This window comes from Kitasatospora sp. MBT66, from assembly GCF_000710405.2.
GTDB lineage: Bacteria > Actinomycetota > Actinomycetes > Streptomycetales > Streptomycetaceae > Kitasatospora > Kitasatospora purpeofusca.
This window is the reverse complement of the sequence record NZ_JAIY01000007.1, coordinates 32,180-47,747: the sequence shown is the minus strand read 5'-3', so window position 1 is coordinate 47,747 and position 15,568 is coordinate 32,180. Positions and strand designations below refer to the sequence as shown.

Genomic DNA, 15,568 nt, shown 5'->3' with positions numbered 1-15,568 from the left:
CGCCTTTCACCCCCCGGACTCCCGGACCGGCCCGGACGGGCGCACGCGCGAGGGCCCCGGCGCCGCCGCGGAGGCGGTACCGGGGCCCTCGTCCCGGCCCGGGTCCGACGGACGGACCGGCGGGCCGGAGGGGTCTCAGGCGCTCTTGTCGCGCCGCTCCCGCTTGATCATGTCGCGCGGCACCAGGGTCGGGATGGCGTGCTTGGAGACGACGTCCCCGGTCACCACCACCCGGGCGACGTCCTGACGCGAGGGGACCTCGTACATCACGGACATCAGCACCTCCTCCATGATGGCCCGCAGACCGCGCGCGCCGGTGCCCCGCAGGATCGCCTGGTCCGCGATGGCCTCCAGCGCGTCCCGGGAGAACTCCAGCTCCACGCCGTCGAGTTCGAAGAGCTTGCGGTACTGCTTGACCAGCGCGTTCTTCGGCTCGGTGAGGATCTGCAGCAGCGCCTCGCGGTCGAGGTTGTGCACGCTGGTGATCACCGGGAGACGGCCGATGAACTCGGGGATCATGCCGAACTTGACCAGGTCCTCCGGCATCACCTGACGGAAGTGGTCGCTGGCGTCCTGCTCCCGCTTCGAGCGGATGTTCGCCCCGAAGCCGATGCCCTTGGCACCCGCCCGGCCCTCGATGATCCGCTCCAGGCCCGCGAACGCGCCGCCCACGATGAACAGCACATTGGTGGTGTCGATCTGGATGAACTCCTGGTGCGGGTGCTTGCGCCCGCCCTGCGGCGGCACCGAGGCGGTGGTGCCCTCCAGGATCTTCAGCAGCGCCTGCTGCACACCCTCGCCGGAGACGTCCCGGGTGATCGACGGGTTCTCGCTCTTACGGGCGACCTTGTCGATCTCGTCGATGTAGATGATCCCGGTCTCGGCCTTCTTGACGTCGTAGTCCGCCGCCTGGATCAGCTTCAGCAGGATGTTCTCGACGTCCTCGCCGACGTAGCCGGCCTCGGTCAGCGCCGTGGCGTCCGCGATCGCGAACGGCACGTTCAGCATCCGGGCCAGGGTCTGCGCCAGCAGCGTCTTGCCGGAGCCGGTCGGACCGAGCAGCAGGATGTTGGACTTCGCCAGCTCGATGGCGTCCTCGCGGCCGTTCCCGCCGCTGCGCCCGGCCTCACCGGCCTGCACCCGCTTGTAGTGGTTGTAGACCGCGACCGACAGCGCCTTCTTGGCGAGGTCCTGGCCGACCACGTACTGGTCGAGGAACTCGTAGATCTCGCGGGGCTTCGGCAGCTCCTCGAAGCGCACCTCGGAGGTCTCGGCGAGCTCCTCCTCGATGATCTCGTTGCACAGGTCGATGCACTCGTCGCAGATGTACACGCCTGGGCCGGCGATCAGCTTCTTCACCTGCTTCTGCGACTTGCCGCAGAACGAGCACTTGAGCAGGTCGCCACCGTCTCCGATGCGTGCCACGAGGTGCTTCCCCTTCGCCAGGGGCCCCGCGGGGGATCCGGGGCCTGGTGCTGTGGACCGAAGACGCCGACGGCGATCGGTCTCGCTGTCCGACGGTACTCTGCCGAGCCGTCGATTCCGCCCTCTTCGCCGGGTCTGCCCTACGCCCTGGGCGAATTGATACCGAACAGATGCCGTCGGAGGAGCCGCTGGTGTGCCGGAGGCGGGGCGCGCGAACCGATCGCGCGCCCCGCCCCGGCCCCCGCGTCCCGAGGAGGGCGCCGCGGGGGGTGCTGGCCTCAGGAGGTCAGCGAGGCCTTGCGGGTCGAGATGACCAGGTCCACCAGACCGTACTCGACGGCCTCCTCGGCGGTGAGGATCTTGTCGCGCTCGATGTCCTCGCGGACCTCCTCGACCGACTTGTTGGAGTGCTTCGACAGCATCTCCTCGAGCTGCTCGCGCATCCGGAAGATCTCCCGGGCCTGGATCTCCAGGTCGGAGACCTGGCCGCGGCCGGTCTCGGTGTACGGCTGGTGGATCAGGATGCGGGCGTTCGGCAGCGCCATCCGCTTGCCGGGGGTGCCCGCCGCCAGCAGCACGGCCGCCGCCGAGGCCGCCTGGCCCATGCAGACGGTGGTGATGTCGGGCTTGACGTACTGCATGGTGTCGTAGATGGCCGTCAGGGCCGTGAACGAGCCGCCGGGCGAGTTGATGTACATCTGGATCTCGCGGTCCGGGTCCATCGACTCCAGGCACAGCAGCTGCGCCATGATGTCGTTGGCCGAGACGTCGTCCACCTGGGAGCCGAGGAAGATGATGCGCTCCTCGAACAGCTTGGCGTACGGGTCGTACTCGCGGATGCCCTGGGAGGTGCGCTCGACGAAGCGCGGGACGATGTAGCGGCCCTCCGCTCGCATGTCCTCGACGCGGGCCTTGGCGGCCGACAGGCTGGGGATGTTCATGGGTGTTCTGGTCCTCCGGAGCGTTGTGGCTGTGGTCTCGTGGGCCCGGGGCGGGGCTCAGGCGCCGGTGCCGCCGCCGCCGGGGACGTCCGCGGCACTGTGCATGATCGCGTCGATCAGGCCGTAGTCCAGGGCCTCCTCCGGGGTGAACCAGCGGTCACGGTCGGAGTCCCGGGTGATCTGCTCGAAGGACTGGCCGCTGTGGAAGGCGATCAGCTCCGACATCCGCTTCTTGGTGCGCAGCAGCTGCTCGGCCTGGATCCGGATGTCGGTGGCCGAACCGCCGAGACCGGCGGACGGCTGGTGCATCAGGATGTTGGCGTTCGGCAGCGAGAAGCGCTTGCCCTTGGCGCCCGCGGTCAGCAGGAACTGACCCATCGAGGCCGCCATGCCCATCGCGATCGTCACGACGTCGTTCTTGATGTACTGCATGGTGTCGTAGATCGCCATGCCGGCCGAGATCGAGCCGCCCGGGGAGTTGATGTAGAGGAAGATGTCCTTGTCCGGGTCCGCGGCCAGCAGCAGCAGCTGAGCGGTGATCTTGTTGGCGATGTCGTCGTCGACCTGCTGACCGAGGAAGATGATCCGCTCGTTGAGCAGCCGGTTGTAGACCTGGTCGCCGAGGCCGCCGAGCACGTCACCAGCGGCGGCGTGCGGCGCCATCGGGCCGGGCATCTGCATCTGCGGGTACGTCACTTAGCCACCTGCTCAGTCGATTTGGACGGTCGCTCCACGGCCGTCACGGTGTCGCACAGCTTCCGGGTATCACGTCGTGATTGTTGCTGTCCATGGACCCTAACGCGCAGGCCGGGCCGCAGAATCCCTCACGCAGAACTGTTCGCTGTGAGCGCAGGGTTCGCGGCGGCAACGGCAGCGGGCCCGGACACCGTAAGGCGTCCGGGCCCGCTGAGGGACCTCGGGTCGAGCGAGGCTACCGGGGCGATCAGGCCTCGGTCTTCTCCTCGGCCTCGGCCTCGGCCTCGGCGGCCGGGGCCTCGGCCTCGGCGGCCGGGGCCTCGACGGTCTCGGCCGACTCGTCGGCCTCGTCGTCGTCGAAGTTGACCTCGTTGCCCTCGGTGTCGACGACCTTGGCGGCCTCGACCACGGTGGCCAGCGCCTTGCCGCGGGCGACCTCGCCGACCAGGAGCGGAACCTGGCCGCCCTGGACGACCTGCTGGGCGAACTGGTCCGGGGTGAGGCCCGAGCCGGCGGCGCGACGGATGAGGTGCTCGGTCAGCTCCTCCTGGGAGACGTTGAGCTCCTCGTCGGCGACGATCTGGTCCAGGACGAACTGGGTCTTGATGCCCTTCTTCGCCTGCTCCTCGGTCTCCGCCAGGAACTCCTCCTCCGACTTGCCCTGGGTCTCCAGGTAAGCCGCCAGCGTGAGGCCCATCGGCTCCAGCTGGTGGTGCTCCAGGTTGTGCTTGCGGGTCTCGATCTCGTCCTTGAGGAGCTTCTCCGGGAACTCGATCTCGACCAGGCCGAGCAGCGCGTCCAGCACCTTCTCCTGGGCCTGGGTGGCCTGGTCGTACTCCTTCATGCGCTCGAGGCGCTTGCGGGAGTCGGCCTTCAGGTCCTCCAGGGTGTCGAACTCGCTCGCCAGCTGGGCGAACTCGTCGTCCAGCTCCGGCAGCTCCTTCTCCTGGACCGCGGTGACCGTGACGGTGACCTCGGAGGTCTGGCCGGCCTGGGTGCCGCCCTTGAGCTCGGTGGTGAAGGTCGCGGTGCCACCGGCCTCCAGGCCGACGACGGCCTCGTCGATGCCGTCGATCAGACGGCCCGAGCCGATCTCGTAGCTGACGCCGGACGCGGTGCCGTCCTCCGGCACCTCGCCGTCGACCTTGGCCTCGAGGTCGAGGACCACGGTGTCACCGGCGGCCGCGGCGCGCTCGACGTCCTTGACCGAGGAGAAGCGCTCGCGCAGCTGCTCCAGGGACTTGTCGATGTCCTCGTCCGAGACCACGATCGGGTCGACGGTGACCTCGATGGCCGAGAAGTCCGGGAGAGTGATCTCCGGACGGATGTCCACCTCGGCGGTGAACTTCAGGTCGCCGCCATCGGCGATCTTCTCGACACCCTCGATGTTGGTGATGTCGGGCTGTCCGAGAACCTCGATCTTGCCCTCGTCGACGGCCTGCGTGTAGAAGCGCGGGAGGGCGTCGTTGACGGCCTCCTCCAGCACAGCGCCACGGCCGAAGCGCTGGTCGATGACCCGGTTCGGGATCTTGCCCTTGCGGAAGCCCGGGACCGAGACCTGCTGGTTGATCTTCTTGTACGCCGCGTCGAGGCTGGGCTTGAGCTCCTCGAAGGGCACCTCGACGGTGAGTCGAACCCGGGTCGGGTTCAGAGTCTCGACGGCGCTCTTCACGGTTGGGTCTCCTATGGGGCTTGCGGTCGGGTTGCCTGCACCCTCCCCGGACGGCCGGCCGGAGCCGGTTCGGTCGAGTCGGGCGAGACGGGCGATGGGCGGTTGGAGCTGCATCTCCCGTGGGGGGTGGACGGTGAGCGTGACTCCTCGCCCTCGTGCGGTCGGCCTGGGTTGACGCCACAGGGACTACCGCCAGCGCCCCATCCTACCGGTACCACGAAAGGCGGACGCCAGGCCGCCGCCGCAGACGGCCCTTCGGGGCCGTTCCGGGGTGTTTCCGCCCTGTTCGCGGGCGATCGGGGAGGCGTCCGCGCCCGGGAGCGCGCGCCCGGAGTGTGGTGTGCGGCACTCTTTCCGGCGAGCACTCCGGCGAACTCTCCGGCGAACTCTCCGGCGAGCTCTCCGGGACAGCTTTCCGGGAAGCGCCGAGGGACGCCGCGCCGCGGGGAGGAACGGGAGGTCGAAAAGGGGTCGGGCCGGGCGTCGGGGACGCCGCCAACGACAACAGGGCCCCGCCGTGGGCGAGACCCTGCGCACTCTGTCGGGGTGGCCGGATTCGAACCGACGGCCTTCCGCTCCCAAAGCGGACGCGCTACCAAACTGCGCCACACCCCGTGGTGCCGAGAGGAAGCGTACACGCCGGGCCCTGCCGGATCGGCGAGATATTCCGAGGCCCTCACGGGAATGGGGTGTGCGCGCAGCCGACCGGACCAGGTACGCTGTTCCCGACCTTCCGTCCGGTGACGGCCGGGGGATCGCGCGGGCGTAGCTCAATGGTAGAGCCCTAGTCTTCCAAACTAGTCACGCGAGTTCGATTCTCGTCGCCCGCTCCACAGAACGGCCCCGAGGGATGCTGAGCATCCGTCGGGGCCGTTCGCATGTCCGGGACCGTGCCGCCGGCGCGGGCGGTTCAGAGGCCGAGCCGGGCGGCGCGGGCGGCGGCCCGCTCCAGCAGCCGGTGCACGTCGGACTGGCGGGTGGAGGGCCGGTCGTTGAACTCGTCCGGCGAGTGGACCCGGCGGCCGGTGGTGTGCAGCACCTCCATCAGCTGGCCCCGGGCGGTGCGGACGGTGGCCGGGGTGCCGTAGCCGTGGGCGAGCACCGCGGCCTGGGCGCCGAGCAGGCAGACCCGGCCGGCGCCGTCCCACATCGCGCCCTGCAGCCATCCGTGCGCCGTGATGTAGCGGGAGGCGAGGCCGAGGTGCTCGGCGGCGGTCACCGGGACCGGCCGGGGCGGGCGGCGCAGCGCGCGGTCGAGCAGGGTGGCGCGGGGCGGGGCGTGGTCGGCGTACCAGGGCCGGAGCACCGAGCCGAACGGGCAGACGTACGGCCCGCCGTGCGGCGGGAGGTAGGGCGCCGGGGTGCGCGCCGGGGCGGGCAGCGAGGCCAGGTACGCCTCGATCTCGGCGACCAGGCCGGAGGCGTCCGGGGTGAGCAGCGGTACCGGCGGGGGTTTCGGGGCGGTGCGGGGCATGCGGCGTTCTCCAGGCGGTGCCAGTGGTGTCCGCTACCCAAAGTGGGGCATCAGTGACATTCCCGCGACCGGAGCGCGGGGTCCGCGGCCGGGTAGGCGCCCGGGCCGGTCCGGACCCGGCGCCGCCGTGCCCGGGCCGCTTCCCGTGCGGTTTCCCCTGCGGTTTCCCGGGTGGCCTCCGGGCCGATAGCCTCGGCGGCGTTCGAGAGCAGTTCGACGGGCAGACGACAGTTCGAGACGATTCGAAGCCCCGAGCCTAGGAGTCCCCGTGCGCCCGCAGGACCGACTGGCCGTCATACAGCGCTGCGTGGTCCGGGAGATGGCACGGCTCGGGCAGGTGTTCACCGCCGACGGCGAGGTGGTGCGCGGTCCCGGCACCACGGCGGTGGCCGTGCGCGAGCACCAGGACGGCGAGGGCCCCGGTCACGTCGACCTCGGCTGGGTGCTGGAGCTGGGCCGGGCGGACGCGCCGGTGGTGTGGGACTGCACGGCGGGCCTCGGCAAGACCGAGGAGGAGAAGCTCGACAACGCGGTGCGGATGTGGGCGACCACCACGGCGAGCGCGCTGGTAGAGCTGGCGGAGGGGCGCGGAGCGCACGGCGACCACGCGGACCACCCCGAACTGCCGGGCTGGCACGCCGTCCAGGGGCCGGCGGCGGTGTTCGGGTTCGGCAACGAGCGGCTGGCCGCCTGGCTGGCCGGGAACCGGGTGGTGCCGGCGCTGGCGCCCGCGCTGCTGGCGGAGCTGGCCGGGCCGGGCGGGCGGCGGCCGCACGGGGTGAAGCTGTTCCTCGGCGGCCGCGCGGGGGACGACGTGGCCGAGGTCCGGGTCGACGGCGAGGTCAGCGAGGCAGCCTCGGCGGCGCTGCGCGCGCTGGACTGGCCGCGCGGCGAAAGGCTGTGCTGGGCGCGGCTGTTCGTCCTGCTGACGGCCCACGGGGAGCCTGCGGCACCGGCGACGGGCGCCGACGGGGCCGGTCCGGCCCGGCCGGCGGCCGTGGCGGCGGCACGCCCGCAGGGCCTGTTCGCACGGTGGCGGCAGGCGAGACGCGCGGACCGGTGAACGGTTCGCCGGCCGCGGAGGGCCGGCGGGCCGCAGGTCAGCTGGCGATGCCGGAGATGGACTTGGCCACCTGGCTCAGGAAGTCCTGGATCGGCTTGGCGGCCGTGCTCTGGTTGAGCATGAAGCCGAACAGGGCGGCCAGGATGAAGTGCCCGGTCTTGAGCTGCTTCTGGCGGATGAAGATGAAGCAGACGATGCCGAACAGGACCAGCGCGGAGACGGAGAGTGCCACCCGGACTCACTTCCTCGTTTCATAGCGGGGCGCCACCGGCTGACGACCCCTGTGAAGCCGGACCCCGGCCTGTCCGACGGTCCCGAGGCGGAACAGCAGTTCGTCCGGCACGTCGAGGCCGGAGGGAGGGCCGCCCGGCACGGCCGCACGGTGTCCTTCGTGCCGCATGTGACGCCCCCCATCCCCCGAATCCTGAACAGTCCCGCCCGGACTCAGTGTGGTCGACCATGCCGATTGCGTAAAGGTCTGACTGTCTGTCGAACGCCGACATCCTGCGATGCGAGACGAGTTTCCGCCGACCGGGACGATAGTCGAGACATCCTGACGATTCGTCGGCGGGGTGCCGCTGAGCGGCCGGGAAACGTTCGGCGGGCCGGACCGGAACCGGCAGGTCCGCTCCGCCTCCGGAGCACCGGAATTGGCCGAAGATCAGCTCCGGGGGTTGACAGCAGCTGCCCTTGGCACATGCCACCGTCCACCGGCCCCGGCCGGGGCCGGCCGGGCGCTCAGTCGCGCCAGAGCAGCAGCACCGCGCGGTCGTCGTTGATGTCCCGGGCGACCGTCTCGATCAGCCGGGACGCCGAGCCGCCGCCGGCGCCCGGGCCGCCGCCCGGCACCAGCCGGTCCGCCTCGCCCATCAGCCGGTCCATGCCCTCGGAGAGGTCCCGGCCGGGCGCCTCGACCATGCCGTCGGTGCACAGCATCAGGACGTCGCCGCGGTTCAGCCGACCCCGCACGCCCTCGAACTTGGCGCCGTCGTAGATGCCCAGCGCCGGGCCCTCCAGGGCCTCCTTGGTCTCCCAGCGGCCGGCGCCCGCCAGCCGCTGCATCCCCGGCAGGTGGCCGGCCGAGAGCAGCTCGTACTCGCCGGTGTCCAGGTCGAGCACCAGGTGCACGGCCGTCGCGAAGCCCTCCTCCCAGGACTGCCGCAGCAGATAGCCGTTGGCGGCCGGGAGGAAGTCGTGGGCGGGCAGCGAGCCGAGCAGTCCGCCGAACGCGCCGGAGAGCAGCAGCGCCCGCGAGCCCGCGTCCATGCCCTTGCCGGAGACGTCCGCGAGGACCACCTCCAGCACCCGCCGGCCCGGGCCGGTGCGGTCGGCGACCACGAAGTCGCCGGAGAAGGACTGCCCGCCGGCCGGGCGCAGCGCCATGTCGGCGTGCCAGCCCTCCGGCAGCCGGGGCACCCGGCTCTGCACCCGCAGCCGCTCGCGCAGGTCGAAGAGCATCGTCGAGCCGCCCCACCAGGGCACGCCGACCCGGCTGCGGAACTGGGCCAGCAGCAGGCCGCCGACCCCGGCCGCGCCGACCACCAGGGCGGCGCCGGGGGTGACCCCGTAGGTGTAGGCCTCGGGATGGTCGCTGGCGACGCGCTGGCCGGTGTGGATGACCGACTCGGCGGACAGCCCGAGCGCGGCCAGCGCGTACAGCACCACCAGCGAGCCGGGGCGCAGCAGCAGGGCGGCCGCCAGGATCGGCAGGACCAGCGCGGTGGGCGGGGCCCAGGCGGGCCAGCGGACGTTGAGCACGATCAGCAGCGGCACCAGCAGGGCCAGGGCGCAGAGCACCGGCCAGTCGGCGGCGCCGCCGCGGAACCAGTCGACGGCGGCAGTGCGCAGCCTTCGGCGGACCCGGCGGAGCCTCTTGCGCAACCGGGCCGTCACGGGGTCGGACGCCGGAGCGGCGCCGGGCCTCGTCGCAGTCGTCTGGGGCGGTGTGCCCGGCGGTCTGCCAGCCATGGGGACCGACCATATCCAGCGCTCCCCGTCGGCGTCGACGGCCGGGGCGGTGGCGGTGTCCCGTCGGCGCGGGCGTGTCAGCGGGTTTCGGCCGATTGCGACGGGCGCCGTCCGGAGCGTCAGCAGGCGTACGGGCACGGGGCGTACGAACCGCCCGGGCGGCGCACGCGGCCCGCGCGCGGGCGGTCGGTCGGGGCGCGCGCCGGGGTGCGCGCTGTGGCCGATCACACAGCGGTCGCACGACGATCACACAGCTGCCGTCCAGCTGCCGTTCAGCTGCCGTACGGCCGGTTCCGGCCGCTCCGCGGGCCCCGCCGGGCCCGCCGGGACGGGGCCGGGAACGCGACGACCGGCCGCGCCGTCGGGGCGCGGCCGGTCGTGGGAAGCCGGTCGTGGGAAGCCGGTCGTGGGAGGCCGATCGTGGGGGGCCGCCGCGGGCGGGAGGGTCAGCCCTCCTGCTGCGGGTGGTGGGCCGGGACCGGCGGGAGCTCGCCGGTGGTCTCGTACACGCTCAGCATGTCGATCCGGCGGGTGTGCCGCTCGTCGCCGCTGTACGGGGTGTTGAGGAAGATCTCGACGAACTTGGTCGCCTCCTCCTCGGTGTGCATCCGGCCGCCGATGGAGATCACGTTGGCGTTGTTGTGCTCGCGGCCGAGCGCGGCGGTCTGCTCGCTCCAGGCCAGCGCGGCGCGGACGCCCCTGACCTTGTTGGCGGCGATCGCCTCGCCGTTGCCCGAGCCGCCGATCACGATGCCCAGCGACTGCGGGTCCGAGGCGGTGCGCTCGGCGGCCCGCAGGCAGAACGGCGGATAGTCGTCGAGGGCGTCGTAGATGTGCGGCCCGCAGTCGACCGGCTCGTGGCCGGCCTCCTTCAGCCACTCCACGAGGTGGTTCTTCAGTTCGTATCCGGCATGGTCGGAGCCCAGGTACACGCGCATGCCCATGAGTGTGGCATGCGCCCGTACCCGGGCTCCGCAGGGGGCCGGTGAGCCCCGGTCACGAGTCCCGGCGGCGGCCGAGCAGCTTCCAGGCGAGCGGGAGGGCGCCGGCCGCGAGGGCGGCCTTCAGGGCGTCGCCGACCAGGTACGGGTAGAGGCCGAGCTCGGCGGCGCGGGCCATCGGCACGTCGAGCGCGAACGCCAGGTAGGGCACCCCGACGGCGTAGATGGCGAGGCTGCCGAGCACCATCGCGGCGGCGGTGCGCACCGGCGAGCGGTCGGCGCCGCGCCGGGCCAGGGCGCCGACCAGGCCGGCCGCCAGCACGAAGCCGATCACGTAGCCGAACGAGGCCGTCGCCCAGCCCGAGGTGGCCTCGGCGAACCACGGCAGGCCGGCCGCGCCGGCCAGCAGGTAGAGGGCGAGCGAGGCGACGCCGCGGCGGGCGCCGAGCGCGGTACCGACCAGCAGGGCGGCGAAGGTCTGGCCGGTGACCGGCACCGGGGAGCCGGGGACGTTCACCGACAGCTGGGCGGCCAGGCCGGTGAGGGCGGCGCCCCCGGCGACCAGGGCGAGGTCCCGGGCCTGGGTGCCGAGGCGGGTGCCGACGGCGGGCAGCAGGTCGGCCAGGACGGCGCGGCTGGGGACTGGGGTGCTGGCGGTGGCCATCGGGCTTCTCCTCGGCACGGTGCGGATCCGGACGGCCGGGGGCCGACGGACGGAGTGAGTGATCACTCCGAACCTACGCGTCGATCACCCGGGCGACCGCCATGGATCCGGACAAACCCCCGGGCCCCGTCCTTGTCGGGTCCCACCCCCGCCCGCCGACCGCCCCGGACCCACCCCTGCCCACTTCTCGCTACCGAGTGCAACCGGGCAGGCGAGTAGAGTCATTGCAGGGTCCGCATTCTGGGCCCGAACCGGACATTCTTGGCACCGAAGGCCTCGTCCCCGGATATTGGGCAACTCGCACCGCATGTCGAACAGTCTGGATCCCACCCCCATGGCCCCCACCTCCGCGCCCACGGCGCCCGGGACCACCACGCCCGCTCCCCCGGGCGGCGGCCAACAGCTCTCCCACGGGCTCAAGCAGCGCCACCTCTCGATGATCGCGCTCGGCGGCGTCATCGGCGCCGGCCTCTTCGTCGGCTCCGGCGCGGGCATCGCGGCGGCCGGGCCCGCCATCATCCTGGCCTTCGTGCTCTCCGGCCTGCTGGTCATGCTGATCATGCGGATGCTCGGCGAGATGTCGGCGGCCCGCCCCGCCTCCGGCTCCTTCTCCGTGCACGCGGAGAAGGAGATCGGCCCGTGGGCCGGGATCACCGCCGGCTGGATGTACTGGGTGATGCTCTGCTGCGGCGTCGCCGCCGAGGCCACCGCCGCCGGGAAGATCGTCAACGGCTGGGTCCCCGGCGTCTCCGCCTGGGTCTGGGTCGCCCTGTTCATGGTGTTCTTCTGCGCCAGCAACCTCACCGCGGTGAAGAACTTCGGCGAGTTCGAGTTCTGGTTCGCCACCGTCAAGGTCGCCGCGATCGTCGCCTTCCTGGTGCTCGGCGGGCTCGGCCTGGCCGGGGTGATCGGCCCCGGCGCCCCCGGCACGACCAACCTCACCGGCCAGGGCGGCTTCCTGCCCAACGGCACCAGCGGACTGATCGTCGGCCTGCTCGCCTCCGTGTTCGCCTACGGCGGCCTGGAGACCGTGACCATCGCCGCCGCCGAGTCCGACGACCCCAAGCGCAACGTCGCCAACGCCGTGCGCACCGCGGTCTGGCGGATCGCGATCTTCTACATCGGCTCGATGGCCCTGGTCGTCACCCTGGTCTCCTGGAAGGACCCGGCGGTCGTCTCCGACGGCCCCTACGTCACCGTGCTGAGCCACCTCGGGGTGCCCGGCTCCGGGACGATCATGCAGGTGGTGGTGCTGATCGCGCTGCTGTCCGCGATGAACGCCAACATCTACGGCGCCTCCCGGATGGCGTACTCGCTGGTCGGCCGCGGCCAGGGCCCGCGCGCGCTCGCCAAGGTGAGCGGCGGGGTCCCCCGGCGGGCCGTGCTGGCCTCCTGCCTGTTCGGCTTCGGCGCCGTCCTGGCCGCCAAGTTCTGGCCCGACACCGTCTTCACCTGGCTGATGAACACCACCGGCGTCGCCATCCTGGTGGTCTGGCTGTTCATCTGCGTCGTCCAGCTGAGGATGCGCCGCCGGCTGGAGCGCGAGACGCCCGAGCTGCTGACCGTCCGGATGTGGGGCTACCCGTACCTGACCTGGATCGCGATGGCCGCCGTCGTCGGCATCCTGGCGCTGATGACCACCACCGAGGGCAACCGCGAGCAGTTGTACGCCGCCGGCGTGCTGGTCGCACTGCTGATCACCGCCGGTCTGGTGAAGCAGCGCCGCGACGCCGCCGCCGCGACCACCAGCGGCTGACGGGCCGGACACGACATGCGGGAGGGCCCGGTACCAGCTGGTACCGGACCCTCCCGCATGTGCCGCTGCCCGCGGCGGGCGGCTACTCGAAGGACGGGCTCGCCGTGCGGGTCCGCTTGAGCTCGTAGAAGCCCGGAGTGGAGGCCACCAGCAGCGTGCCGTCCCACAGCCGGGCCGCGTCCTCGCCGCGCGGGGTCGGGGTCACCACCGGGCCGAAGAACGCGACCCGGCCGCCGTCCGCGCCCTCGACCGCGATCACCGGGGTGCCGACGTCCTCGCCGACCAGGGTGATGCCCTCCTTGTGCGAGAACCGCAGGGCCTCGTCGAAGGCATCGGTACCGGCCGCGTCCGCCAGCTCCACCGGCAGACCGGCCGCGGCCAGCGCCGCCTCGATCGTCTCCCGGTTCTGCGGCAGGCCCTGGTTGTGGAAGCGGGTGCCCAGCTCGGTGTACAGCCGGCCCAGCACCTCCTCGCCGTGCTTCTCCGCCGCGGCGATGCACACCCGCACCGCGCCCCAGGCGTTGTCCAGCAGCTCGCGGTAGTTCGCCGGCAGGTCGCGGTGCTCGTTCAGCACCGACAGGCTCATGACGTGCCACTTCACGTCCACCGGACGGAGCTGCTGGACCTCGATCAGCCAGCGGGAGCTCATCCACGCCCACGGACAGGCCGGGTCGAACCAGAAGTCGGCGGTCCTGCGCTCGGTGGCGGTGGAAGCGGCGGCGGAATCAGCGGCAGTCGTCACGGCTGTCGTCCTTCGAGGGTCGTCCGGGCGTCGTCCGGGGAGACGCGGCAGGAAAGCGGTCGGGGGGCAGGGGCCGCGCGGACCCGCGCGACCGCCCCGTCACCCCCCAACACCCGGACCCGGCCGCTGATTCCGGCCCGCCCCGACGAGTTGTGCAATGGTACCGGCGCGGGGGGCGTGAAAGGATGCCCCCGCAGCGTCACAGAGCGCCGCACCAGTGCACCAGCGAAGACCGCACCACCGTGCGAGCCGGACAAAGGAGTACCGCCGTGCCGGGCAAGAACCTGAGCCGCGACGAAGCCCAGCAGCGGGCCAGCATCCTCACCGTGGACAGCTACCGGGTCCGGCTTGACCTGACCTCGGCCCCCGATCCGGCGGCCGCGACCTTCCGGTCCACCACCACCGTCGCCTTCCGCTGCGCCGAACCGGGCGCCTCGACCTTCGTCGACCTGCTCGCCCCCGCGGTCCGCGCCGTCACCCTCAACGGCCGCGCCCTCGACCCGGCCACCGCCTACGACGGCGCCCGGGTGCACGTCGACGGCCTGGCCGGCGAGAACGTGCTCACCGTCGAGGCCGACTGCGCCTACAGCCGCACCGGCGAGGGCCTGCACCGCTTCACCGACCCGGTCGACGGCGAGACCTACCTCTACACCCACTACGAGCCGGCCGACGCCCGCCGGGTCTTCGCCACCTTCGAACAGCCCGACCTGAAGGCGCCGTTCACCTTCACCGTCACCGCGCCGGCCGCCTGGGACGTCCGCTCCAACGCCGCGCACGAGAGCGTCACCGAGGACGGCTCCGCCCGCACCTGGGAGTTCGCGCCGACGAAGCCGATCTCCACCTACCTCACCGCCGTCGTCGCCGGCCCGTACCACGTCGTGCGCGACCACTACAGCCGCACCCTCGCCGACGGCACCGTGCTCGACATCCCGCTCGCCGCGCTCTGCCGCCGCTCGCTCGCCCCGTACTTCGACGCCGACGAGATCCTCGGCGTCACCAAGCTCGGACTCGACTTCTTCCACGAGAAGTTCGACTACCCGTACCCCTTCGGCAAGTACGACCAGGCCTTTGTCCCCGAGTACAACATCGGCGCGATGGAGAACCCCGGCTGCGTCACCTTCCGCGAGGAGTTCGTCTTCCGCTCGAAGGTCACCGACGCCGCCTACGAGGCCCGCGCCAACGTCGTCCTGCACGAGATGGCGCACATGTGGTTCGGCGACCTGGTCACCATGCGCTGGTGGGACGACCTGTGGCTGAAGGAGTCCTTCGCCGACTTCATGGGCTCCTACGGGCTGGTCGGCGCCGGCACCCGCTACCGGGCCGCCTGGGTCACCTTCGCCAACCAGCGCAAGGCCTGGGCCTACCGGCAGGACCAGTTCCCCACCACCCACCCGATCACGGCGGACATCCGGGACCTCGAGGACGCCAAGCTCAACTTCGACGGCATCACCTACGCCAAGGGTGCCTCGGTGCTCAAGCAGCTCGTGGCGTACGCCGGCGCCGACGCCTTCTTCGAGGGCGCCCGCCGCTACTTCCACCGGCACGCCTTCGGCAACACCGAACTCGCCGACCTGCTGGACATCCTGGAGGAGACCAGCGGCCGCGACCTCAAGTCCTGGGCCGCCGCCTGGCTGCAGACCGCCGGCGTCAACACCCTCGCCCCGCAGCTCACCGTCGACGCCGAGGGCCGGATCACCGAACTCGCCGTGCTCCAGGACGGCGACGTCCAGCGCCCGCACCGGATCGCCGTCGGCCTCTACGACCGCGACGCCGACGGCGCGCTGGTGCGCACCGAGCGCTTCGAGCTGGACGTCACCGGCGCCCGCACCGTCGTTGACGGCGCCGCCGGCCTCGCCCGGCCCGCGCTCGTCCTGCTCAACGACGACGACCTGACGTACTGCAAGATCCGCTTCGACGAGGAGTCGCTGGAGACCCTGCGCGCCGGGCTCGGCGACATCAAGGACGACCTGGCCCGCGCGCTCGCCTGGTCCGCCGTCTGGAACCTCACCCGGGACGCCCTGATGCCGGCCCGCGACTACGTCGCGCTGGTCCTGCGGTTCGGCGGCCAGGAGGGCAACATCGGCGTCCTGCAGTCGCTGCACGCCCAGGCCAGGACCGCCGTCGACCTCTACGCCGACCCCGCCTGGCGCGGCGAGGGCGGCCGGCTGCTCGCCGACAGCGCGCTGCGCGAACTGCGCGCCGCCGCACCCGGCAGCGACCACCAGC

Annotated in this window: 13 protein-coding genes and 2 tRNA genes; 4 read left to right on the top strand and 11 right to left on the bottom strand. The window is 72.1% G+C overall.

The window, feature by feature from the left end:
* Positions 1 to 135 precede the first annotated feature (135 nt).
* From clpX to BI06_RS19530, 5 genes are all read right to left on the bottom strand, one after another.
* Complete coding sequence (clpX, locus tag BI06_RS19550; RefSeq protein ID WP_030397392.1) at positions 136 to 1,425, bottom strand: ATP-dependent Clp protease ATP-binding subunit ClpX; 1,290 nt, start codon at positions 1,423 to 1,425, stop codon at positions 136 to 138.
* A 278-nt stretch (positions 1,426 to 1,703) separates the two neighbouring features.
* Positions 1,704 to 2,366: an ATP-dependent Clp protease proteolytic subunit gene (locus tag BI06_RS19545; RefSeq protein ID WP_030397391.1), complete on the bottom strand. Its 663-nt coding sequence runs from the start codon at positions 2,364 to 2,366 to the stop codon at positions 1,704 to 1,706.
* Between the two features lie 57 nt (positions 2,367 to 2,423).
* Positions 2,424 to 3,041, bottom strand: coding sequence for an ATP-dependent Clp protease proteolytic subunit (locus tag BI06_RS19540; protein WP_051741530.1), 618 nt, complete (start codon positions 3,039 to 3,041; stop codon positions 2,424 to 2,426).
* Positions 3,042 to 3,309: 268 nt separating this feature from the next.
* Positions 3,310 to 4,734: a trigger factor gene (gene tig / locus BI06_RS19535; protein ID WP_043470080.1), complete on the bottom strand. Its 1,425-nt coding sequence runs from the start codon at positions 4,732 to 4,734 to the stop codon at positions 3,310 to 3,312.
* A gap of 541 nt (positions 4,735 to 5,275) precedes the next feature.
* A tRNA-Pro gene (locus BI06_RS19530) sits at positions 5,276 to 5,349 on the bottom strand.
* Positions 5,350 to 5,493: 144 nt separating this feature from the next.
* On the opposite strand from BI06_RS19530, the gene BI06_RS19525 reads away from it, so the two are divergent.
* Positions 5,494 to 5,567, top strand: a tRNA-Gly gene (locus BI06_RS19525).
* 77 nt (positions 5,568 to 5,644) lie between these two features.
* Here the strand turns inward: BI06_RS19525 and BI06_RS19520 are convergent.
* Positions 5,645 to 6,208: a hypothetical protein gene (locus tag BI06_RS19520; RefSeq protein ID WP_030397388.1), complete on the bottom strand. Its 564-nt coding sequence runs from the start codon at positions 6,206 to 6,208 to the stop codon at positions 5,645 to 5,647.
* A gap of 268 nt (positions 6,209 to 6,476) precedes the next feature.
* On the opposite strand from BI06_RS19520, the gene BI06_RS19515 reads away from it, so the two are divergent.
* Positions 6,477 to 7,271: a DUF6348 family protein gene (locus tag BI06_RS19515; protein WP_030397387.1), complete on the top strand. Its 795-nt coding sequence runs from the start codon at positions 6,477 to 6,479 to the stop codon at positions 7,269 to 7,271.
* Positions 7,272 to 7,308: 37 nt separating this feature from the next.
* Here BI06_RS19515 and BI06_RS19510 read toward each other — a convergent pair whose 3' ends face one another.
* From BI06_RS19510 to BI06_RS19495, 4 genes are all read right to left on the bottom strand, one after another.
* The gene (locus tag BI06_RS19510; protein ID WP_030397386.1) at positions 7,309 to 7,503 is read right to left on the bottom strand and encodes a hypothetical protein; all 195 of its coding nucleotides are present in this window, start codon (positions 7,501 to 7,503) and stop codon (positions 7,309 to 7,311) included.
* A 506-nt stretch (positions 7,504 to 8,009) separates the two neighbouring features.
* On the bottom strand, positions 8,010 to 9,152 hold the full coding sequence (locus BI06_RS19505; protein WP_030397385.1) for a PP2C family protein-serine/threonine phosphatase: 1,143 nt from the start codon (positions 9,150 to 9,152) through the stop codon (positions 8,010 to 8,012).
* Between the two features lie 533 nt (positions 9,153 to 9,685).
* A complete protein-coding gene (locus BI06_RS19500; RefSeq protein ID WP_030397384.1) occupies positions 9,686 to 10,177 on the bottom strand; it encodes a ribose-5-phosphate isomerase in 492 nt (163 codons plus the stop codon).
* A gap of 58 nt (positions 10,178 to 10,235) precedes the next feature.
* Entirely contained in the window at positions 10,236 to 10,844 is a 609-nt protein-coding gene (locus BI06_RS19495; protein WP_030397383.1) for a biotin transporter BioY, read from the bottom strand.
* 334 nt (positions 10,845 to 11,178) lie between these two features.
* Here BI06_RS19495 and BI06_RS19490 point away from each other — a divergent pair, with 334 nt between their 5' ends.
* Positions 11,179 to 12,600, top strand: coding sequence for an amino acid permease (locus BI06_RS19490; RefSeq protein WP_043470078.1), 1,422 nt, complete (start codon positions 11,179 to 11,181; stop codon positions 12,598 to 12,600).
* 82 nt (positions 12,601 to 12,682) lie between these two features.
* On the opposite strand, the gene BI06_RS19485 is transcribed toward BI06_RS19490, so the two are convergent.
* Positions 12,683 to 13,249 (bottom strand): disulfide bond formation protein DsbA, encoded by a 567-nt coding sequence (locus tag BI06_RS19485; RefSeq protein ID WP_233290242.1) that lies wholly within the window; start codon positions 13,247 to 13,249, stop codon positions 12,683 to 12,685.
* A 362-nt stretch (positions 13,250 to 13,611) separates the two neighbouring features.
* On the opposite strand from BI06_RS19485, the gene pepN reads away from it, so the two are divergent.
* Positions 13,612 to 15,568: aminopeptidase N (gene pepN / locus BI06_RS19480; RefSeq protein WP_043470075.1), on the top strand; the 1,957-nt coding region annotated here is incomplete at its 3' end.